The sequence below is a fragment of the Streptomyces sp. NBC_00466 genome, from assembly GCF_041433995.1.
Classification (GTDB): domain Bacteria; phylum Actinomycetota; class Actinomycetes; order Streptomycetales; family Streptomycetaceae; genus Streptomyces.
Window position 1 is genome coordinate 5,159,367 of sequence record NZ_CP107896.1, and the last position, 19,823, is coordinate 5,179,189.

The window sequence follows — 19,823 nt, forward strand, 5'->3', positions numbered from 1 at the left end:
CGGGTCCGCGGCGCCGGCTCCGGTCCCCGACCGCCCGTGGACCCGTCAGCCGCGGTTCACCTGAAGCTCCTTGATCCCGTTCAGCCAGGCCGAGCGCAGCCGCCGCGGGTCGCCGGTCAGCTTCAGGTCGGGCAGCACGTCCGCGATGGCGTTGAAGATCAGGTTGATCTCCATCACGGCGAGGGACTTGCCCAGGCAGAAGTGCGGGCCACCGCCGCCGAAGCCGAGGTGCGGATTGGGGTCGCGGGCGATGTCGAACTGCTCCGGGTTCTCGAAGACCTCGGGGTCGTTGTTGGCCGACGAGTAGAAGATGCCGACCCGCTCACCCGCCTTGATCTGCTGCCCGCCCAGCTCCAGGTCCTGGGTCGCGGTGCGCTGGAAGGACACCACCGGGGTGGCCCAGCGGACGATCTCCTCGGCCGTCGTGTCGGGCCGTTCCGCCTTGTAGCGCTCCCACTGCTCGGGGTGTGTGAGGAACGCGTGCATACCGTGGCTGATCGCGTTGCGGGTGGTCTCGTTGCCCGCGACCGCGAGCAGGATGACGAAGAAGCCGAACTCGTCCGACGACAGGTTCCCCTCGCCCTCCGCCGCGACCAGCGTGGACACGATGTCCTTGGCCGGGCACTCCTTGCGGTCCGCCGCGAGGTTCATCGCGTACGAGACGATCTCCATCGCCGCCTCGGTGCCGACCTCCTCGGTGATGGCGTACTCCGGATCGTCGTACGCCGCCATCTTGTTGGACCAGTCGAAGATCTTGGACCGGTCCTGCTGCGGTACGCCGATGAGTTCCGCGATGGCCTGGAGCGGCAGCTCCACCGCGATGTTGGTCACGAAGTCGAAGGAGCCGTCGTCCGCCGCACTCGCCAGCGCGGTCTCGACGATCGAGCGGGCGCGCCGGCGCAGGGTGTCCTCCAGCGAACGGATGGCCCGCGGGGTGAAGCCGCGCTGGACGATCTGGCGGACCCGGGTGTGCTCCGGCGGGTCCATATTGAGCATGATCAGCCGCTGTACGTCGATCTGGTCGCGGCTGATGGACTCGTTGAACCGGATGACGGCGGTGTTGGTGTTGGACGAGAACAGCTCCGGGTGCGTGGAGACGTACTTGACGTCCGCGTGCCGGGTGACGGCCCAGTACCCCTCGTCGTCGAAGCCCGCGATCCCGGTCGGCTGGGTGCACCACCAGACCGGCGCGGTCTGCCGGAGCTGGGCGAACTCCGGGTGCGGGACCCGGGATTGGAGCAGATCCGGATCCGTGAAGTCGAATCCTTCGGGCAGATGGGGGCAGTGCATCGGCTCCTCCAACTCCAGTTCTGGCCGGCTGTGTCTGGCCGCTGACAGTCTGACGACCCATCAGAAGTTGTCCGAAAGATAGTAACGAGTTCTACAAGGAGCAAGGGCTCCGGACGGAGTTGTTGCGTGCCGAGTGGGTGCGCGGCACCGCAAGACCCGTGCACAGGCCTTGCGTACCGGGGGTAGCACTCATAAGACTGCACGGAGAACTAGAACGCGTATCAGTTCTTCCGTGCGGGCGCCGGGACGCCTCAGCGGATGTGGAGGAGAGGACGAGCTCATGGCCGCGGAACCCGTCATCGTCGAAGCCGTACGTACCCCCATCGGCAGGCGCGGAGGCGCCCTCGCCAATCTCCATCCCGCCTATCTGCTGGGCGAGACCTACCGTGAACTCCTGGGCCGCACCGCCATCCACGCCGACTGCGTCGAGCAGATCGTCGGCGGTACGGTCACCCATGCGGGTGAGCAGTCCATGAACCCGGCGCGCAGCGCGTGGCTGGCCATGGGGCTGCCGTACGAGACGGCCGCGACCACCGTGGACTGTCAGTGCGGATCCTCGCAGCAGGCCAGCCACATGGTCGCCAACATGATCGCGGGCGGGGTCATGGACATCGGCATCAGCTGCGGTGTCGAGGCGATGTCGCGGGTACCGCTGGGCAGCGGCTCCAAGCACGGTCCCGGCAAGCCCTTCCCCGACGAGTGGAACGTCGACCTGCCGAACCAGTTCGAGGCCGCCGAGCGGATCGCCCGCCACCGGGGGCTGACCCGCGAGAACGTCGACTCGCTGGGCCTCATCTCGCAGGAGCGGGCGGCCGCGGCCTGGGCCGAGGAGCGTTTCAAACGGGAGACGTTCGCCGTCCAGGTCCCCACCACCGAGGAGGAGCAGGCCGCCGGGCAGGGCATGTGGCGCCTCGTCGACCGCGACGAGGGGCTGCGTGACACCACGATGGAGGGGCTCGGCCGGCTCAAGCCGGTGATGCCGGTCGCGATGCACACGGCGGGGAACTCCTCGCAGATATCCGACGGCGCCTGCGCGATCATGTGGGCGTCCAAGCGGATGGCGCGCGCACTCAAGCTCAGGCCGCGGGCGCGGATCGTCGCCCAGGCGCTGGTGGGTTCGGACCCGCACTTCCATCTGGACGGGCCGGTCGACGCGACGCGTGCGGTGCTCGGCAAGGCGGGGATGTCGCTCAAGGACATCGACATCGTGGAGATCAACGAGGCGTTCGCCTCGGTGGTGCTGAGCTGGGCCCAGGTCTTCGAGCAGGACCTGGAGAAGGTCAATGTGAACGGCGGGGCGATCGCGCTGGGGCACCCGGTGGGGGCGACCGGCGCGCGGCTGATCACCACCGCGCTGCATGAACTTGAGCGCAGGGACAAGGAGTTCGCGCTGATCACGATGTGTGCGGGCGGCGCGCTGGCCACCGGCACGATCATTCAGCGGCTGTAGCAGGCCCGGGGGCAGGGCCGGACCGGTCCGGCCCTGCCCCCGGGACGGCCTGTACGCCGGGTTCTGTCGCCACGTCGAAGGCGGCCTCCGCGTCGAACCCGCCCTCCGCGTCGAACCCGCCCTCCGCGTCGAAGGCCGCGCGCCGGGTCGCCCGGCGCAGCGCCTTCAGCAGGGTCGGGCCGACGACGAGGGTCAGGACGACGGTGACGGCAGCCCGCCCCAGGTCCCAGCCGAGCGAAGTGGCCGCGCAGTACGCGAAGAAGCGCGTCAGATTCGCCCCGACGGCGTCACCGGGATGGAAGGAGATCCCGGTGGAGAGCCCGCCGATGTACGTCCAGCCCTGCAGGTTCATGACCGTGCCGTACGCGAAGGCCGCCACGCACCCGTAACCGGCGAGCATCAGCAACTCGGCCCGCCCGCGCAGCCGCCGGGCGCCCGGCAGCAGCCCCGCGCCCATCGTGAACCAGCCCATCGCCAGCATCTGGAAGGGCATCCACGGGCCGACCCCGCCGGTCAGCAGGGCCGAGGCGAACATGGTGACCGAACCGAGCACGAAGCCGAATCCCGGACCCAGCACCCGCCCGCTCAGCACCATCAGGAAGAACATCGGCTCAAGTCCCGCCGTGCCCGCGCCGAGCGGGCGCAGCGCGGCGCCGACCGCCGCCAGCACACCGAGCATCGCCACTGCCTTCGCGTCGAGACCGGCGTCGGCGATGGTCGCCACCACCACGGCCACCAGCAGCGGCAGCAGCGCGGCGAACAGCCACGGGGCGTCCTGCGAGTGCGCGAGCCCGGACGCGGAGTCGGCGAGCAGCGGCCAGCCGAAGGCGAACACCCCGATCACCGTGATCAGGACGAGCGCGGCGACCGAGCGGGGCCCGAGCCCGATGGCTCTCACAGCGCCTCCCGCACCTGGGTCACCGTCAGCCAGTCCTGCGGCGCCAGGATCTTCGAGACCTGCGGTGCGAAGGACGGCGAGGAGACCACGACCTCCGGTGTCGGCCCGTCCGCGACGATCTCGCCGTCGGCCAGGATGACGACCCGGTGGGCGAGTTCGGCGGCCAGTTCCACATCGTGGGTGGCGAGCACGATGGCGTGCCCGTCCCGCGCCAGCGCGCGCAGCACCCCGACGAGCCGGGCCTTCGCCGCGTAGTCCAGACCGCGCGTCGGCTCGTCGAGCAGCAGCAGCGGGGGACGTCCTGTCAGCACGATCGCCAGCGCCAGTGCGAGGCGCTGCCCTTCGGAGAGGTCACGCGGATGGGTGGAGTCGGGGACGCCGGGGAGCAGTTCGGAGACGAGAGCCCGGCAGCTGCCGGGCTCCGCGCCCGCGTCCGCGTCGGCCGCCGCGCACTCGGCGGCGACCGTGTCCGCGTACAGCAGATCGCGCGGCTCCTGCGGTACGAGCCCGACCCGGCGGATCATCTCGCGCGGCGGGGTCCGGTGCGGGGTGCTGCCGCCGACCTGTACCGACCCGGACGACGGCTCGTACATCCCGACGAGCGTGCCGAGCAGGGTGGACTTCCCGGCGCCGTTGCGGCCCATGAGAGCGACCGTCTCGCCGGGCCGCACCGAGAGGGAGACCTGCCGCAGTGCCTCGATCCGCCCGCGCCGCAGGCCGAGCCGGTCCGCGGTGGCGACCGGTCCGGCGGCCGGGGGAGCGGGCGGGTCCGTGCGGACGCGGCCGGCCAGCCGCTCGCGCAGCGCCGCGGCGCGGCGCCTGGCGTCGCGTACGGACAGCGGCAGCGGATCCCAGCCCGCCAGCCTGCCCAGCGCCACGACCGGCGGGAACACCGGGGACACCGCCATCACACCGGCGGGCGCGCCGATGACCGGAGCCTCGCCGGGACCGGGCAGCAGGATCACCTGGTCCGCGTACTGCACCACCCGCTCCAGCCGGTGTTCGGCCATCAGCACGGTCGTGCCGAGGTCGTGCACCAGCCGCTGGAGGACGGCCAGCACCTCCTCGGCGGCTGCCGGGTCCAGCGCGGAGGTCGGTTCGTCGAGCACCAGCACCTTGGGGTGCGGGGTCAGTACGGAGCCGATCGCGACCCGCTGCTGCTGACCGCCGGAGAGCGTCGCGATCGGCCGGTCGCGCAGCTCGGTGAGGCCCAGCAGATCGAGGGTCTCCTCCACCCGTCTGCGCATCACGTCCGGGGCGACCCCCAGCGACTCCATGCCGTACGCGAGCTCGTCCTCGACGGTGTCCGTCACGAAGTGGGCGAGCGGGTCCTGGCCCACCGTGCCCACCAGGTCGGCGAGTTCGCGGGGTTTGTGGGTCCGGGTGTCCCGTCCGTCGACGGTGACCCGGCCGCGCAGCACCCCGCCCGTGAAGTGCGGCACCAGACCGGACACCGCGCCGAGCAGTGTCGACTTGCCGACACCGGACGGGCCCACGAGCAGCACCAGTTCGCCTTCGGGCACGGTCAGGTCGACCCCGCGGACGGCGGGCTCCCCGGCGTCGGCGTAGGTGACCGAGACCTGCTCGAACCGGATCACTTACACCCTCCTTCTTCTTGGTACGGGGCCTTCGGTACGGGGGACTGCGCCCCGGGAGCCTGCGCCCCGGGGGCTTTCGGCTTGGGCGCATTCCGCGCGGGCGCTTCCGGTACGGGCGCCACGAAGGCCGGGACCAGCCCGACCAGCACAGCTGCCGCCGGCCACAGCGGCAGCACCGGTGCGACCAGCGGGACCACCCCGGGGTGCAGCGCCGCCGCGTCGCGCGACCCCGCCCAGATCATCAGCGCGGCCACCGCGACCCCCGAGCCCGCGACCAGCCAGGCGCGCGGACCCCAGCGGTCCGGCCGGTAGCGCGTCCGCACGGACCGCCGGCCGCCCAGCCTGAGCCCGGCCAGCGCGGCCAGCAGCCCCACGCCCAGCACCGGCAGACCGTACGAGGCGCCCTCGGCGGCCAGCAGACCGTACGTCCCCGCGCAGACCCCGAGCAGCCCGCCGAGCGTCAGCGCGGTCGTGGTGTGCCGGACCGCACGCGGCACCTGCGCCGTCCTGCCGTACCCGCGCGCGTCCATCGAGGCCGCCACGGCGACCGACCGCTCCAGCGCGCCTTCCAGCACCGGCAGCCCGATCTGCAGGACCGCCCTGACCCCGCCGGTGGGACGGCCGCGCAGCCGCCGTGCGGTCCGCAGCCGCACCACGTCGGCGACCATGTTCGGCGCGAAGGTCATCGCGACGACGACCGCCACCCCGACCTCGTACAGGGCGCCCGGCAGGGACTTGAGGAGCCGGGCCGGGTTGGCGAGCGCGTTGGCCGCGCCCACACAGATCAGCAGGGTGGCCAGCTTGGCGCCGTCGTACAGCGCGAAGACCAGCTGCTCCGCCGTCACCCGGCCACCGATCCGCACCCCCTGCGCCCAGTGCGGCAGCGGGAGTTCGGGCAGCGTGAACAGTGTGTGCGAGCCGGGCACCGGGGAGCCGAGCACCACCGAGAACACCAGCCGGATACCGATGACGAACAGCCCGAGCCGCACGAACGTGCCGTACGAGCGGGCCCACGGCGCGTCCGTGCGCCGGGCCGCCACCACATAGCCCGCCACACCCACCAGCAGGCCGAGCAACAGCGGGTCGGTCGTGCGGGACGCGGCGGTCGCGAGCCCGAGGGCCCACAGCCACCAGGCCCCCGCGTGCAGGGCGTTGCTGCGGCCGACGGCGGGGGCGCGGAGTGACACGGTCATCCGCTGTTGCGCCTGCGGCGCGCCTGCCACACACCGGCCGCGCCGAGCACGACCACCGCAGCGATCCCGCCGACGAGCCCCGCCGACGGCCCACCGCTGTCGTGCCGCGGGGCGCTGTCGGTCCGCTGCGCGTGGCCACCCTTCTGCGTCTGCGAGACCTGCTCGCCGCAGCCGGTGCGGGGAAAGCCCGCGATCGAGCAGAGCAGCGCGTCGCTGTTGTAGCGCAGCGGCCGGGCGACGGCGGCGAGCGCCTCCGCGCTGGTCGCGTCCCCGCCGACCCGCGCGCACACGGTGCGCTCGGCGGGCGGCTTCTCGCCGTCCGGTGCGTCGGCCGCCGTACCGAAGTCGATGACCAGCGCGATCCGCTTGGCGCCGCCCTTGGCCGGGGTCTTCCCGCAGATGCCGTCGAAGGTGAGGGGGGTGCCGCGCGCCGGGACGCGCGGCTTGCTCGCGTCCTGGGAGTCCGCACTGACGGCGAACCGGAATCCCTGTACGTCCCCGTCGGTGGGCCGGGCCGTCGACGGGCCCTGTGTGGCGTACTCCCAGCCGCTGCCCGAGCGGTCCCAGAAAGACCAGTACCGGTACCCGGCGGCCTGCGCGGGAGCCGCCCCGAACGCGGTGAGCGCGGTGAATGCCGCGCCCACCGCGACGGCCAGGGCGATCAGCCGGACGGAACCGGTCCGCATGGCGCGCGTACGAGCTATCGGGGGGCGCATCAGCGCCGCTTCCTGCCGCGCATGCTGAGCAGGAACCCGCCGCCGATTCCGGCGATCAGGCCGACGCCGATGATCCACCAGACGCTGATGCCCGAACTGTCGCTGCTCTGCTTCGAGTCCGCGGCCTTCACCGAACCTGCGGGGGCGGGGCCGGTCGCGTTGAGCTGCTCGACCAGGTCCGCGCCGCCGAAGTCGTGCGGGTCGATACCGTTCGAACGGGCCGCGAAGATCAGCTGGGCGTACGCGGCGGGGCCGCTCTGCCTGGCCCATCCCGCAGAGTGCTGCTCCAGCCAGGCCAGGGGCTGCCTGGCCTGTGCGATGAGGCCGTCGGCGCCGAGCGAGGTCACCGCGTCGGCGGTGTTGCCGTAGTCGGGCTGGTCCTCGGCGCCGGGCATCGCGGACTTCAGATAGGCCTTCCCCGCGGTCGCCCCGGCGAGGTAGGTGGCGCCGTTGTGCGCGGCCTGGGCGGGCGTCGACGCGTTCAGGCAGCCGGTGCCGCCGACGTCCTTGCCGCCGGGGCCCGGTGCCAGTCCGGCGCCCAGGGTGCCCAGTACGGCGGCGCCCGTCGCGTCGGCGTTCGCGTACAGCTTCCCGGACTTCTTGTCGGGCTGGTACGCGAAGCCGCCGCCGCCCTCCTTGGCATCGCACGGGATCGAGAGCGAGACCAGCATCTTCTTGGCCGCGGCCGTCGGCTCCCCGGCCGCGGCGAGCGCGCCGATCACCACGGATGTGGAGTTGGCGTCGCTCGGGCCGCCCGGGTTGTAGCTCCAGCCGCCGTCCTTGCCCGCCACCGACTTCAGCCAGCCGGCGCCCTTCTTCACGGCGGCGTCGTGCCCGCCGAGCGCCTTCAGCGCCTGTACGGCGGCGGCGGTGGCGTTGGTGTCCAGGAGTTCCTTCGCGCCGCACGGCTTCGTCACGTCGGCGCGGAAGGAGGTGAAGGCGCCGTTGGCGCACTGCTGGCCGGTCAGCCAGTCGACGGCTTTCGCGGCGGGGCGGACCCCGGTGGCGTCCTGCGCGATCAGCGCGAGGGACTGCCGCCAGACCCCGTCGTACTTGGGGTCGGTCTTGCCGTACAGGCCGGAGGGGAGCACCGGGGACGGTGAGGGTGACGGCGAGGAGTCGGCGAAGGCCGTCGGCGCAGCGGCCGCGCAGAGTACGGCGGATGCGGCGAGCGCGGTGACGCTGCGGCGAAGGGTCATGGCGGGCGGGGCCTCTCCTGCGGGGAAGCCGGGGCACGGGCCCACTCAGGCACCGGGGCTCCGGCTCCGTATACCTCGACGGTGCCGGCCACCGGAGGCTTCCGGTGGCACGAGCCGGTCACTTCCGTACAGGGCGGTCCGGCTCACCGCCTGGGGCAGGCGGTTTACGGTTGCGGGGTCAGCGCCGGAATTGCACCGGCTTCCCCCTGTACGGGTGTGATGACGACCGTCTTACTGTACCGACCGCCCCTGAGCGCCCCTGGGGGCGGCCAGGGAAACGGACGGCGGCGCACCGCTGGATCCGGTGCGCCGCCGTCCGTTCTCGCTGTTCTCGTCCGTGCCCGTCCTGTACGGCCCGGGGCCGTACAGGACGGCCGGCCGGTTCTACTTGATGTCGATCGGCCCGTTGTCGCCGTTGTCGCCATTGTCCTTGCCGGACTTCGCGCCGAGGTAGCGCTGGATCTCCGCGCCCCGGCCGCCCTGGTGGGCGTCGTCGTCCTGCGCGCCCAGGTTCTTCCGTACCGAGTCGAGGATCGTCAGACCCTGGCCCACCAGACCGGCAGCGATCTCGCCCAGGCCGTCCGCGCCGTTGAGCACGTTGACATTGGCGCCCGCGAGGCCGGACGCGGCCTCCTTGACGATCTGCGGGAGCTGGTCGATCAGCATCCGGTCGAGCGCCACCCGGTCGTACGAGGCGGCTGCCGCGGCCTGGATCTTCATCCGCTCGGCCTCGGCCACGGCCAGCACCCTGATGCGCTCGGCGTCGGCCTCGGCGGGCTTCACGATCTCGGCGACCAGCTGCTGCTGGCGCAACTGGGCGGCGCGCTGGGCCAGTTCGGTCTGGGCCGCGAGCACCTCCTGCTGCGCGTGCGCCTGGGCGAGCGGACCGGCCTGGGCGGCCTGCGCCTGCGCCCGGTCCACCTCCGCCGAGTACTGCGCCTGTACGACGGCGGTCTGCCGCTGGTACTCGGCCTGGTTACGGGTGGCTTCCTGCTGCGCCTCGACGGACGCCTGGGTGGCCTGCGCCTGGGCGATCTGCGCCTGCCGCTGGATGGCCGCCGTGTGCGGGGCGGACATGGCGGCGATATAACCGGTCTCGCCGTCGTCGATCGACTGGATCTGGAGCGAGTCCACGATCAGGCCGATCTTGGCCATCTCCGTCTTGGAGGTCTCCAGCACCTCGGTGGCGAGCTTCTGCCGCTCGGTGACGATCTCCTCGACGGTCATGGAGCCGATGATCGAGCGCAGATGACCGGAGAAGATCCGCCCGGTCAGCACCGACATCTGGTCCTGGTCGGAGAGGAAGCGCTGGCCGGCGTTGACGATGCTCTCGGTGTCGTTGCCGACCTTGAACGCGATGACGGCCCGCACGGTCAGCACGATGCCCTGCCGGGTCACACAGGTCTCGGCGACCTCCGCCTCGCACATCGCGAGGGTCAGGAAGCGGGTCTTGCGGAAGACCGGAAGTACGAACTTTCCGTGGCCGGTCACGACCCTGAAGGGCGCACCGCCCAGACCACGCCTGCCTCCGGAGATGAGCATGGCCTCGTCCGGCGCTGGAACGCGATAACCCAACATCCTTGGTCTCCTTAGTCGGTGTCGCCGGGGTCGAGGGTCAGCGCATCCAGCGGGTCCACGGGATCGGTCCACTCGATGACGTCGACCTGGCGAGTACCGCGGGATTCGATCACGAGCACTGTCGCCCCGTACGACAAGGGCTCCGTGGACCAGGCGAGAAAGGCTTCCCAGCCCCCTCTGACCTGGATCAGAACCTCACCGGGACCGGCGGATCCGCGCGTTGCCAGGATCAGCTTCCCCGTGCAGCCGATCACAGCCTCGTCCGGCGCCATCGGCGGCCGCCCCCCTCGTGATGTGCGGTACTGAATGCATGACCCTAACGCTACTCCGACCTGCGGACTATCCTCCGCTGGTCCCGAGTTCGGACGCGGGCGGGAAGCGGGTGACGTACGGGCGGCGGGCCTGATCCGGGGTGGTCTGCCGCCGCCTCGGGCGCGTACCGGAAGGATCGGGGCTAAGTTTCCGGCTATACCGCCATATAGGTCACGGGGTCACTGCCGGTGAGGGCTTCCGCCCGCCCCAGTTTCACCAGCCGCCGCAGATGGGCCTCGGCCTCCGAGACCGCGATATTGCGTGAGCCGTGCGGTATCTGCTCCCAGGGGCGGTTCCACTCCATCCGCTCGGCGATCTGCCAGAGGGTCTGCGGCTGGGCCAGCAGGGTCAGCAGATCCCGGAGCCGGTCCTCGTGGTGGGCCAGCAACTCCCGTACCCGGGCGGCGGCGTCGGTGAAGGCGTACTGGTGGGCGGGGAGCACCTCGGCGGGGGCCAGCCGGCCGATCCGTTCCAGCGAGTCCAGGTAGTCGCCAAGGGGGTCCCCCCGCTCGAACGAAGCTGAGAGTGGGGGCGGGTCCCCCCGCTCGAACGACGCGGCCGTGGTGTCGTCCGGGTCCTCGTAGAGCCCGATGTGCGGGGTGATGCCGGGCAGCAGGTGGTCGCCGGAGAAGAGCCGCCCGTTGCCCGGCCGGTTCGTCGGGTGCTCCTCGTCCAGATGGAGGCAGACATGGCCCGGGGTGTGGCCGGGCGTCCAGATGGCGCGGAGCCTGCGGCCGGGCAGCGGCAGCAGGTCGCCGGGGACGATCTCGCGGTCGGGGACGGCGGCCCGCAGTCCCGGGAGCGTCCGCGTTCCGCCGGAGGCGCGGGCCCGGCGCAGCGGTGCGATGTGCTCGTCGGGCGCTCCGGCGGCGGCGAGTTTCCGGGTGAGGTACTCCAGCCAGACCGCCGGCTCGGCGCCGCGGGTGCGCTTGACGACCTCGGTGTCGGCCGCGTGCATCGCCAGCCAGGCCCCGGACGCCTCGCGCACCTGCCCGGAGAGGCCGTGGTGGTCGGGGTGGTGGTGGGTGATGAGGACGCCGTGGATGTCCGTGACGGAGAGGGAGAGGGCTGCCAGGCCCGAGGCCAGCGCGTCCCAGGAGTCGGGGTCGTCCCAGCCGGTGTCGATCAGTACGGGGCCGCGGTCCGTCTCGACGACGTGGACCAGGGTGTGGCCCAGGGGGTTGTCCGGAATCGGGACCTCGATGGACCAGACGCCTCCGCCGTGCTCGGTCACCTGCGCCATGGCGTCCTCAACTCTCTTCCGGGGCACTAACTCTCGTCCGGGGCAATGCCTTTGATCGCGAACTCACTATAACTAGAACCGGTTCCATCGACCCCGCCGGTCCTGCCCGGACCGGTCCCGGCGCCCCCCTGGGGGTTCCGGATGCGAAGTAGAACTGGTATCAGTTTCTGATACAGCGTCAGAAAGTGTCCACCGGGAGGCAGTCAGTCATGACCGAGCTTGTGGAACACCGGCAGCTCTTCATCGGCGGGGAGTGGGCGGAACCACTCGGCACCGACGTCATCGAGGTCGTCTCGCCCCACACCGAGCAGGTCATCGGGCGCGTACCGCACGCGTCCGAGGCCGATGTGGACCGCGCTGTCGCCGTGGCGCGGCAGGCGTTCGACGAGGGCCCCTGGCCCCGGATGTCGCTGGACGAACGGATCGAGGTGATCACCCGGATCAAGGACGCGTTCGCCGTGCGGTACGAGGAGATCGCCCGGGTCATCAGCTCCCAGAACGGCACCCCGTACACCTCCAGCACCATGGTGCAGGCGCTCGCCGCGATGATGGTGTGGGACGCGGCGATCACGACCGCCCGTGCCTTCCCGTACGAGGAGAGCCGGGACGGTGTCCTCGGCAAGCTGCTCGTACGGCGTGAGCCGGTCGGGGTGGTGGCCGCGGTGGTTCCGTGGAACGTCCCGCAGTTCACGGCCGCCGCCAAGCTCGCCCCTGCGCTGCTCGCGGGCTGCCCGGCGATCCTGAAGGTCTCGCCGGAGACCCCGCTGGACGCCTATGTGCTCGCCGACATCGTCAGCGAGGCAGGGCTGCCGAAGGGGGTGCTGTCGATCCTCCCGGCCGACCGCGAGGTGAGTGAGTACCTCGTCGGACACCCGGGCGTCGACAAGGTGTCGTTCACCGGCTCCGTCGCCGCGGGCAAGCGCGTGATGGAGGTCGCGGCGCGCAATCTGACCCGGGTGACCCTGGAGCTCGGCGGCAAGTCGGCGGCGATCATCCTGCCCGACGCGGACCTGGAGTCGACGGTCGCGGGAATTGTGCCGTTCGCCTGGATGATCAACGGGCAGGCGTGTGTCGCCCAGACCCGGATCCTGGTCCCGCGCAGCCGGTACGACGAGATCGCCGAGGCGTTCGCCGCGGCGGCGGGTGCGCTCAAGGTCGGCGACCCGCTGGACCCGGCGACCGAGGTCGGCCCGCTGGTGGCGCGCCGTCAGCAGCAGCGCTCACTGGACTACATCCGCATCGGCCAGGAAGAGGGCGCCAAGATCCTCACCGGCGGCGGCCGTCCGGCAGCCCTTGAGGACGGCTGGTACGTCGAGCCGACCCTCTTCGGAGACGTCGACAACTCGATGCGGATCGCCCGTGAGGAGATCTTCGGCCCGGTGATCTGCCTGCTGCCCTACGGGGACGAGGAGGAGGCCGTGAAAATCGCCAACGACTCCGACTACGGGCTCAGCGGCAGTGTGTGGACGGCGGACGTCGAGCACGGCATCGAGATCGCGCGCCGGGTCAGGACGGGCACGTACAGCGTGAACACCTTCAGCCTGGACATGCTCGGGCCGTTCGGCGGCTACAAGAACTCCGGAGTGGGCAGGGAGTTCGGGCCCGAGGGGTACGGCGAGTACTTCGAGCACAAGATGATCCATCTCCCCGCCGGGTACGAACCGGCAGCGGGCGAGGCGGAGTAATGGGGGACCGCTGGCGCGTGGAGGTCGACCGGTCCGTCTGCATCGGCTCCGGGATGTGCGTGAACCACGCACCGGACGGCTTCGAACTCGACTCGGCGCGCCAGTCCCACCCGCGGCCGCCGGAGACCGACGCGAGCGAGAAGGTGCTGACCGCCGCGGAGGGCTGCCCGGTCGAGGCCATCATGATCACGCTGCTCGGGAGCGGCGAGACGGTCTTCCCGCCGGACGAGTAGCGCCCGGCGGGGATCGCCCTGTCCGGCGGGAGCACCGTAAGCGCTACGGGGGCGCGATCCGGCCCGGGCCGCTGTCCGGGCCGCTGTCCGGGCCGGTCAGGTCGATCAGCCGGCAGACCGTTTCGATGTCGATCTTCACCTGGGCGATCGACGCCCGCCCGGACAGCCAGGTGATCAGCGCGGAGTGCCAGGTGTGCTCGATGACCCGGACCGCCGAGAGCTGCTCGGGGGTGGGGTGCTCCAGGCCCATCGCGTCCAGGATGATCGCCGTCGTCAGACGGGAGACGGTGTCCACCTCGGGGCTGACGCTCCGGTCGGCGAAGGTCAGCGCCCGGACCATCGCGTCCGCCAGATGCGGCTCACGCTGGAGTGCGCGGAAGGCGCCCATCAGCGTCGACGCGACGCGCTCGGCGGGGGTGTCGCCCGCGGGGGGCCGCTTGCGGAGGGTGGTGTGCAGATGCTGGAGCTGGTCCTGCATGGTGGCGACCAGCAGATGGACCTTGGAGGGGAAGTACCGGTAGAGCGTTCCGAGCGCCACCGAGGAGGACTCGGCGACCTCACGCATCTGCACCGCGTCGAAGCCGCCGCGGCTGGCCAGCTGGGCGCTCGCGTGCAGAATCCGGCGGCGGCGCGCCTCCTGCCGCTCCGTCAGGGGCGGCGACGCCGGTCTGGCTTCCACAGTCATCTGTCCCATCCGATCCCGCCGTGGCGCGAATCACCTGATCCGGCTGCTGCGACGGAGCTACCAGCCGGTAGATTCGAAGCTCATTGAACGATCAAGTCTGGCTGAGTTCTTCCGGGGGTGCCCTCGGACCCCAGGCTTGCGAGAACTTGTTCTAGATTAGCGTGAGCGACTACGCTCCGCCGGGACTGCTGCGAGAAGGGGGCCGAGTGTGACCGCTGAGGCCATAGAAGCGGGCCCCCTTGCCGGTGGTTCCGCCGCCGGTGCCCGGGGCTCGTTGCGTATCGCGTTCCTCACGTACAAGGGCAATCCTTTCTGCGGAGGTCAGGGCGTCTACGCCCGGCACCTCTCACGGGAGCTGGCCCGGCTGGGCCACAGCGTCGAGGTGATCGGTGCCCAGCCCTTCCCGGTGCTGGACGAGGGCGTACCGCTCACCGAGCTGCCCAGCCTCGACCTCTACCGCAGCCCGGACCCCTTCCGCACCCCGGGGCGCGACGAGTACCGCGACTGGATCGACGCCGTCGAGGTGGGCACCATGTGGACCGGCGGCTTCCCGGAGCCGCTGACCTTCTCGCTGCGCGCCCGGCGCCATCTCCTCGCCAGGCGCGGCGAGTTCGACGTCATCCACGACAACCAGACCCTCGGCTACGGACTGCTCGGCGACCTCGGCGCGCCGCTGGTCACCACCGTCCATCACCCCATCACCGTCGACCGGCGGCTCGACCTCGCGGCCGCCGACGGCTGGCGCCGCCGCGCCTCCGTACGCCGCTGGTACGGCTTCACCCGGATGCAGAAGCGGGTCGCCCGCAGGCTCCCGTCCGTCCTCACCGTCTCCGGCTCCTCGCAGCAGGAGATCATCGAGGACCTCGGGGTGCGCGAGGACCGCATCCACGTCGTGCACATCGGCGCCGACACCGAACTCTGGTCGCCCGACCCGGCCGTGGCCGAGGTGCCCGGGCGGATCGTGACCACATCGAGCGCCGACGTACCGCTCAAGGGCCTGATCCACCTGGTCGAGGCGCTCGCCAAGATCCGTACCGAGCACCCGGCCGCCCACCTCGTCGTCGTCGGCAGACGCGCCGAGGACGGACCGGTCGCGCAGGCCATCGAGCGGTACGGACTCGACGGGGCGGTCAGGTTCGTCAAGGGCATCAGCGACCAGGAGCTGGTCGACCTGGTGCGCGGCGCGCAGATCGCCTGCGTGCCCTCGCTCTACGAAGGTTTCTCGCTGCCCGCGGCCGAGGCGATGGCCACCGGCACCCCGCTGGTCGCGACGACCGGCGGAGCCATCCCCGAGGTCACCGGCGCCGACGGCGAGACCTGCCTCGCGGTGCCCCCCGGCGACGCCGGCGCGCTGGCCGGAGCCCTGTCCCGGCTGCTCACCGACCCCGTGCTCCGCACCCGCCTCGGTGCGGCCGGGCGTGAACGCGTCCTGGCCCGCTTCACCTGGAAGCAGGCCGCCATCGGCACCGCGGAGCGCTACCGCGAAGCCATCGCCGCCCGCCGCCCCGGTACCCCTTCCGTGCCGGCCTAGGCCGCGCCGCATCCCCTCCCCTACCCCTAGCGAAGAAGGCAGACCCCCGTGCTGACCGTGGACTTCTCCCGCTTCCCGCTCGCTCCGGGCGACCGTGTACTCGACCTGGGCTGTGGCGCGGGCCGGCATGCCTTCGAGTGCTACCGGCGCGGTGCGCAGGTGGTGGCACTCGACCAGAACGGCGAGGAGATCCGCGAGGTCGCCAAGTGGTTCGCCGCCATGAAGGAGGAGGGCGAGGCCCCCGCGGGCGCCACCGCCACCGCCATGGAGGGCGACGCGCTCAATCTGCCGTTCCCCGACGCCTCGTTCGACGTCGTGATCATCTCCGAGGTCATGGAGCACATCCCGGACGACAAGGGCGTGCTCGCCGAGATGGTGCGGGTGCTGAAGCCCGGCGGCCGGATCGCGATCACCGTCCCCCGGTACGGACCAGAGAAGGTCTGCTGGGCGCTCTCCGACGCCTACCACGAGGTCGAGGGCGGCCACATCCGGATCTACAAGGCGGACGAACTCCTCGGCAAGATCCGCGAGGCGGGGCTGCGCCCGTACGGCAGCCACCACGCGCACGCACTGCACGCGCCGTACTGGTGGCTCAAGTGCGCGTTCGGCGTCGACAACGACAAGGCGCTGCCGGTCCGCGCCTACCACCAGCTCCTCGTCTGGGACATCATGAAGAAACCGCTGGCGACCCGGCTCGCCGAGCGCGCGCTGAACCCGGTCGTCGGCAAGAGCTTCGTGGCGTACGCGACCAAGCCGCACACGCCGCGGGTGGACGCGTGACCTCACCGGGCCGTACGGAACATCTGGTCCTGCCCGGAGTCCTCACCGCCGAGCAGGCCGCCCGCACGGTCGCCGGGATCCTCGCCGTCCAGCGCGAGGACGGCGCGATCCCCTGGTTCCGCGGGCACCACCTCGACCCGTGGGACCACACCGAGGCGGCCATGGCGCTCGACGCCGCGGGCGAGCACGAGGCCGCCGGGCGCGCGTACGCCTGGCTCGCCCGGCACCAGAACGACGACGGCTCCTGGTACGCCGCCTACCAGGACGGCGACGCGGCCCGGGTCACCGACCGGGGCCGGGAGACCAACTTCTGCGCGTACGTCGCCGTCGGAGTCTGGCACCACTATCTGGCCACCGGCGACGACACGTTCGCCGAACGGATGTGGCCCGTCGTGCGGGCCGCGGTCGAGTTCGTGCTCCGACTCCAGCAGCCCGGCGGCGAGATCGGCTGGAAGAGGGAGCCCGATGAGGAGGGCGGGGCGGTCGTCGAGGACGCGCTGCTGACCGGTTCCTCGTCCGTCTACCAGGCGCTGCGCTGTGCGCTCGCGCTCGCCGAAGAGCGTGAGGAGCCGCAGCCCGACTGGGAGTTGGCGACCGGCGCGCTGGGACACGCGATCCGCAGCCACCCCGAGCGCTTCCTCGACAAGAGCCGCTACTCGATGGACTGGTACTACCCGGTGCTCGGTGGCGCGGTCGGCGGAGCGGCGGCGAAGCAGCGGATCGACGCGGAGTGGGACCGCTTCGTCGTACCGGACCTCGGGGTGCGCTGTGTGCTGCCCAACAACTGGGTGACCGGCGGCGAGAGCTGTGAACTCGCCCTGACGCTCTGGGTGATGGGGGAGTCGGACCGGGCGCTGGAGATACTCCAGTCGATCCGGCACCTGCGTGCGGACGACGGCATGTACTGGACGGGGTACGTGTTCGACGACCGGGCACTGTGGCCGCTGGAGCGTACGAGCTGGACTGCGGGATCACTGCTGCTCGCGGTGGCCGCGCTCGGCGGGGACGAGGCGACCACCGCGGTCTTCGGGGCGGAGCGGCTGCCGGCCGGGCTCGAACCCGACTGCTGCCGCTGACGGTTCGGCGCGGGCCGTGCCACCGGCGGCTCAGTGCCGGCGCACCCGGCCCGCGACGAGGTGGCCGATGAAGAGGTACACGACCGCCGCGAGACCGTAGCCCGATACGACGCGGGCCCATGCCTCGTTGAAGGTGAACAGGTCGCGGGACCAGCCGGCCAGCCAGTCGGCCGCGTGGTGGACGAAGGTCACCAGGTCATTGGCCCGGTTCGCCTCCAGGAGATACATCAGAATCCACAGGCCCAGGATGAAGGCCATGACATCGGCGACCACCATGATGGCTTTCGCCGCCGGGTTGCTTGCGCTCGAATATCTGGACATGGTCGAACGTGTTGCCGCTTGTGCTTGCGTGAAACCTCTGTGTGCGCCGACGGCGGAATCGCGGGTGCCCCGGGAGGCGGCGCTGTCTAGGGTGGCTCCATGACGCAACTGGGACATGACCGCTACTGCACCGAACTTCTGCGGCAGACCGACCTGTTGGGGGCGGCGCTGGCCGGAGCCGACCTGACGGCGACGGTGCCGACCTGCCCGGAGTGGAGCCTGGGGGAGCTGGTCCGCCATGTGGGTCGCGCGCACCGCTGGGCCGAGACGATCGTACGGACGAAGGCCACCGAGGCGGTTCCGCCCGACCAGGTGCCGGACAGCGCCGGTCCGGCCGACGACGCCCCGGAGGCTCTGGGCGACTGGCTGGCCGAGGGCGCCGCGCGGCTCGCGTCGACCCTGCGGGCGGCGGGCCCGGACGCCGAGGTCTGGACATGGGCGGCCGATCAGCACGCCGGGTTCTGGGCGCGCCGGATGGTCCACGAGACGGTGGTCCACCGGGCGGACGCGGACCTCACGGCCGGTGTGCCGTTCGAGGTGGAGGCGGACATCGCGGCGGACACCATCGACGAGTGGCTGGAGATCCTGGCCTTCGCCCTGGCGCACGGCGAGAAGGGCGTGACCGACCTGCGGGGAGCGGGCCGGTCGATCCATCTGCATGCCACGGACGCGCCGGGTGCGGAGTGGCTGATCGAGTTCGGCGACGACGGGTTCACCTGGCGCCGGGCGCACGAGAAGGCGACGGTGGCGCTGCGGGGTCCGCTGACCGACGTGCTCCAGGTCTTCTACCGGCGGCTGCCCGCGGGGAGCGACCGGGTGGAGGTGCTGGGGGACCGGGAACTGCTGGACTTCTGGCTGGAGCGGGCCTCGTTCTAGCTTGAACTCGTGGCGACGCCGGCTGTCTGTCGTGAGTGGGACAGTCGGTACGGGTACGGGTACGGGTACGGGTCCCGGTGCCGCTCAGGTGTTCAGCTCTGCCAGGACCCGCAGCGTCGTCAGGTCCGGAGCCGTCACCAGCAGGTCGGTCACCGGGCCCTTGCGCCACAACTCCAGTCGTTCAGCGATCCGTTGGCGTGGACCCACCAGTGAGATCTCGTCGGCGAACGCGTCCGGAACTGCCAGCACCGCCTCCTCCTTGCGGCCCGCGAGGAACAGCTCCTGGATGCGGTGGGCCTCGGTCTCGAACCCCATCCGTGCCATCAGATCCGCGTGGAAGTTGCGGGCCGCGTGTCCCATGCCGCCGATGTAGAAGCCGAGCATCGCCTTCACCGGGAGCAGGCCGTCGGCCACGCTGTCGCAGACGTGCGCACGGACCATCGGCGCGATCATGAAGTCGTCGGGGAGGCCGGCGAGCGACGCCTCGTAGACGTCGAAGCGGGTCGGCGACCAGTACAGGGGGAGCCAGCCGTCCGCGATACGGGTGGTCTGGGCGATGTTCTTCGGTCCCTCGGCCCCCAGCAGGATGGGCAGTCCGGCCCGCAGCGGATGCGTGATCGGCTTGAGCGGCTTGCCGATACCGGTGCCGTCCGCGCCCCGGTACGGGTGCGCGTGGAAGCGGCCGTCCAGCTCGACCGGGGCCTCCCGCCTGAGGACCTGGCGGATGACGTCGACGTACTCACGCGTCGCGGTGAGCGGGCTGCTGGGGAACGGGCGTCCGTACCAGCCCTCCACCACCTGGGGGCCCGAAAGCCCGAGCCCCAGCATCATCCGGCCGCCGGAGAGGTGGTCCAGAGTGAGAGCGTGCATCGCGGTGGCGGTGGGGGTGCGGGCCGCCATCTGGACGATCGCCGTCCCCAGCCGGATACGGGAGGTGTGCGCCGCGATCCAGGTCAGCGGGGTGAAGGCGTCGGAGCCCCAGGCCTCGGAGGTCCAGACGGACGCGTAGCCGAGTCGCTCGGCCTCCTGGGCCAGTTCGAGATGGCCGGGGTCCGGGCCGCGGCCCCAGTAGCCGAGGGCGAGTCCTAGCCGCATCGCAAAGCCTCCCGGTCGCACGACAACTGACGGATCGTCAGGAAACTGTAAGCGCAACGGCCCC

Annotated in this window: 19 protein-coding genes and 1 riboswitch; of the genes, 7 read left to right on the forward strand and 12 right to left on the reverse strand. The window is 71.5% G+C overall.

The annotated features are described in order from the left end of the window. Positions 1 to 45: 45 nt before the first annotated feature. On the reverse strand, positions 46 to 1,290 hold the full coding sequence (locus tag OG210_RS23235; protein WP_328326073.1) for a cytochrome P450: 1,245 nt from the start codon (positions 1,288 to 1,290) through the stop codon (positions 46 to 48). A gap of 280 nt (positions 1,291 to 1,570) precedes the next feature. Here OG210_RS23235 and OG210_RS23240 point away from each other — a divergent pair, with 280 nt between their 5' ends. After that, on the forward strand, positions 1,571 to 2,740 hold the full coding sequence (locus OG210_RS23240; RefSeq protein WP_328326071.1) for a steroid 3-ketoacyl-CoA thiolase: 1,170 nt from the start codon (positions 1,571 to 1,573) through the stop codon (positions 2,738 to 2,740). Here OG210_RS23240 and OG210_RS23245 read toward each other — a convergent pair. The 8 genes from OG210_RS23245 to OG210_RS23280 all read right to left on the reverse strand — a co-directional run bounded on the left by OG210_RS23245 (position 2,724) and on the right by OG210_RS23280 (position 11,477). After that, complete coding sequence (locus OG210_RS23245) at positions 2,724 to 3,671, reverse strand: ECF transporter S component (RefSeq protein ID WP_328335397.1); 948 nt, start codon at positions 3,669 to 3,671, stop codon at positions 2,724 to 2,726. The genes OG210_RS23240 and OG210_RS23245 overlap by 17 nt on opposite strands. Continuing rightward, positions 3,635 to 5,236 carry an ATP-binding cassette domain-containing protein gene (locus OG210_RS23250; RefSeq protein WP_328326068.1) on the reverse strand — a complete coding sequence of 534 codons (1,602 nt, stop codon included), beginning with the start codon at positions 5,234 to 5,236 and terminating at the stop codon, positions 3,635 to 3,637. The genes OG210_RS23245 and OG210_RS23250 overlap by 37 nt, the downstream gene beginning before the upstream one ends. Then, the gene (locus OG210_RS23255) at positions 5,233 to 6,429 is read right to left on the reverse strand and encodes an energy-coupling factor transporter transmembrane component T (RefSeq protein WP_328326066.1); all 1,197 of its coding nucleotides are present in this window, start codon (positions 6,427 to 6,429) and stop codon (positions 5,233 to 5,235) included. Before OG210_RS23255 ends, OG210_RS23250 begins: the two co-directional genes overlap by 4 nt. Beyond that, the gene (locus tag OG210_RS23260) at positions 6,426 to 7,145 is read right to left on the reverse strand and encodes an SCO2322 family protein (RefSeq protein ID WP_328326064.1); all 720 of its coding nucleotides are present in this window, start codon (positions 7,143 to 7,145) and stop codon (positions 6,426 to 6,428) included. The genes OG210_RS23255 and OG210_RS23260 overlap by 4 nt, the downstream gene beginning before the upstream one ends. Beyond that, positions 7,145 to 8,344, reverse strand: a complete 1,200-nt coding sequence (locus tag OG210_RS23265; protein ID WP_328326062.1) for a prenyltransferase/squalene oxidase repeat-containing protein — start codon at positions 8,342 to 8,344, stop codon at positions 7,145 to 7,147. The genes OG210_RS23260 and OG210_RS23265 overlap by 1 nt, the downstream gene beginning before the upstream one ends. 113 nt (positions 8,345 to 8,457) lie before the next feature. Then, positions 8,458 to 8,594, reverse strand: a riboswitch (cobalamin riboswitch). Between the two features lie 134 nt (positions 8,595 to 8,728). Continuing rightward, the gene (locus OG210_RS23270) at positions 8,729 to 9,922 is read right to left on the reverse strand and encodes an SPFH domain-containing protein (RefSeq protein ID WP_328326060.1); all 1,194 of its coding nucleotides are present in this window, start codon (positions 9,920 to 9,922) and stop codon (positions 8,729 to 8,731) included. Between the two features lie 11 nt (positions 9,923 to 9,933). Next, positions 9,934 to 10,194, reverse strand: a complete 261-nt coding sequence (locus OG210_RS23275) for a hypothetical protein (protein WP_328326058.1) — start codon at positions 10,192 to 10,194, stop codon at positions 9,934 to 9,936. 194 nt (positions 10,195 to 10,388) lie between these two features. Further along, positions 10,389 to 11,477, reverse strand: coding sequence for an MBL fold metallo-hydrolase (locus OG210_RS23280; RefSeq protein ID WP_371538555.1), 1,089 nt, complete (start codon positions 11,475 to 11,477; stop codon positions 10,389 to 10,391). Positions 11,478 to 11,686: 209 nt separating this feature from the next. On the opposite strand from OG210_RS23280, the gene OG210_RS23285 reads away from it, so the two are divergent. Next, a complete protein-coding gene (locus tag OG210_RS23285; protein ID WP_328326054.1) occupies positions 11,687 to 13,162 on the forward strand; it encodes an aldehyde dehydrogenase in 1,476 nt (491 codons plus the stop codon). Beyond that, positions 13,162 to 13,395, forward strand: a complete 234-nt coding sequence (locus tag OG210_RS23290) for a ferredoxin (protein WP_328326052.1) — start codon at positions 13,162 to 13,164, stop codon at positions 13,393 to 13,395. Before OG210_RS23285 ends, OG210_RS23290 begins: the two co-directional genes overlap by 1 nt. Positions 13,396 to 13,438: 43 nt before the next feature. Here OG210_RS23290 and OG210_RS23295 read toward each other — a convergent pair whose 3' ends face one another. Then, positions 13,439 to 14,080 carry a TetR family transcriptional regulator gene (locus OG210_RS23295; protein ID WP_371538558.1) on the reverse strand — a complete coding sequence of 214 codons (642 nt, stop codon included), beginning with the start codon at positions 14,078 to 14,080 and terminating at the stop codon, positions 13,439 to 13,441. 208 nt (positions 14,081 to 14,288) lie between these two features. Between OG210_RS23295 and OG210_RS23300 the strand changes: the two genes are divergently transcribed. Genes OG210_RS23300 through OG210_RS23310 form a run of 3 tightly spaced genes read left to right on the forward strand, consistent with a single transcriptional unit; the run spans position 14,289 to position 17,467 of the window. Then, complete coding sequence (locus tag OG210_RS23300) at positions 14,289 to 15,611, forward strand: glycosyltransferase family 4 protein (protein ID WP_328326048.1); 1,323 nt, start codon at positions 14,289 to 14,291, stop codon at positions 15,609 to 15,611. A 48-nt stretch (positions 15,612 to 15,659) separates the two neighbouring features. Further along, positions 15,660 to 16,391 (forward strand): class I SAM-dependent methyltransferase, encoded by a 732-nt coding sequence (locus OG210_RS23305; RefSeq protein WP_327297939.1) that lies wholly within the window; start codon positions 15,660 to 15,662, stop codon positions 16,389 to 16,391. Further along, positions 16,388 to 17,467, forward strand: coding sequence for a prenyltransferase (locus tag OG210_RS23310; RefSeq protein ID WP_328326046.1), 1,080 nt, complete (start codon positions 16,388 to 16,390; stop codon positions 17,465 to 17,467). Before OG210_RS23305 ends, OG210_RS23310 begins: the two co-directional genes overlap by 4 nt. A gap of 30 nt (positions 17,468 to 17,497) precedes the next feature. Here OG210_RS23310 and OG210_RS23315 read toward each other — a convergent pair whose 3' ends face one another. Continuing rightward, positions 17,498 to 17,788, reverse strand: coding sequence for a hypothetical protein (locus tag OG210_RS23315; RefSeq protein ID WP_328326044.1), 291 nt, complete (start codon positions 17,786 to 17,788; stop codon positions 17,498 to 17,500). A gap of 99 nt (positions 17,789 to 17,887) precedes the next feature. Between OG210_RS23315 and OG210_RS23320 the strand changes: the two genes are divergently transcribed. Next, positions 17,888 to 18,664 (forward strand): maleylpyruvate isomerase family mycothiol-dependent enzyme, encoded by a 777-nt coding sequence (locus OG210_RS23320; protein ID WP_328326042.1) that lies wholly within the window; start codon positions 17,888 to 17,890, stop codon positions 18,662 to 18,664. An 84-nt stretch (positions 18,665 to 18,748) separates the two neighbouring features. Here the strand turns inward: OG210_RS23320 and OG210_RS23325 are convergent, their stop codons facing one another. Next, complete coding sequence (locus tag OG210_RS23325) at positions 18,749 to 19,759, reverse strand: LLM class F420-dependent oxidoreductase (protein ID WP_328326040.1); 1,011 nt, start codon at positions 19,757 to 19,759, stop codon at positions 18,749 to 18,751. Between the last annotated feature and the right edge of the window lie 64 nt (positions 19,760 to 19,823).

Excerpts from the sequence above, each read along its gene's own strand:
- OG210_RS23285 (WP_328326054.1), top strand. The coding sequence starts at position 11,687 with ATGACCGAGCTTGTGGAACACCGGCAGCTCTTCATCGGCGGGGAGTGG.
- OG210_RS23240 (WP_328326071.1), top strand. The coding sequence starts at position 1,571 with ATGGCCGCGGAACCCGTCATCGTCGAAGCCGTACGTACCCCCATCGGC.
- OG210_RS23270 (WP_328326060.1), bottom strand. The coding sequence starts at position 9,922 with ATGTTGGGTTATCGCGTTCCAGCGCCGGACGAGGCCATGCTCATCTCC.
- OG210_RS23280 (WP_371538555.1), bottom strand. The coding sequence starts at position 11,477 with ATGGCGCAGGTGACCGAGCACGGCGGAGGCGTCTGGTCCATCGAGGTC.
- OG210_RS23265 (WP_328326062.1), bottom strand. The coding sequence starts at position 8,344 with ATGACCCTTCGCCGCAGCGTCACCGCGCTCGCCGCATCCGCCGTACTC.
- OG210_RS23260 (WP_328326064.1), bottom strand. The coding sequence starts at position 7,145 with ATGCGCCCCCCGATAGCTCGTACGCGCGCCATGCGGACCGGTTCCGTC.
- OG210_RS23290 (WP_328326052.1), top strand. The coding sequence starts at position 13,162 with ATGGGGGACCGCTGGCGCGTGGAGGTCGACCGGTCCGTCTGCATCGGC.
- OG210_RS23275 (WP_328326058.1), bottom strand. The coding sequence starts at position 10,194 with ATGGCGCCGGACGAGGCTGTGATCGGCTGCACGGGGAAGCTGATCCTG.
- OG210_RS23325 (WP_328326040.1), bottom strand. The coding sequence starts at position 19,759 with ATGCGGCTAGGACTCGCCCTCGGCTACTGGGGCCGCGGCCCGGACCCC.
- OG210_RS23255 (WP_328326066.1), bottom strand. The coding sequence starts at position 6,429 with ATGACCGTGTCACTCCGCGCCCCCGCCGTCGGCCGCAGCAACGCCCTG.
- OG210_RS23295 (WP_371538558.1), bottom strand. The coding sequence starts at position 14,080 with ATGACTGTGGAAGCCAGACCGGCGTCGCCGCCCCTGACGGAGCGGCAG.
- OG210_RS23315 (WP_328326044.1), bottom strand. The coding sequence starts at position 17,788 with ATGTCCAGATATTCGAGCGCAAGCAACCCGGCGGCGAAAGCCATCATG.
- OG210_RS23235 (WP_328326073.1), bottom strand. The coding sequence starts at position 1,290 with ATGCACTGCCCCCATCTGCCCGAAGGATTCGACTTCACGGATCCGGAT.
- OG210_RS23320 (WP_328326042.1), top strand. The coding sequence starts at position 17,888 with ATGACGCAACTGGGACATGACCGCTACTGCACCGAACTTCTGCGGCAG.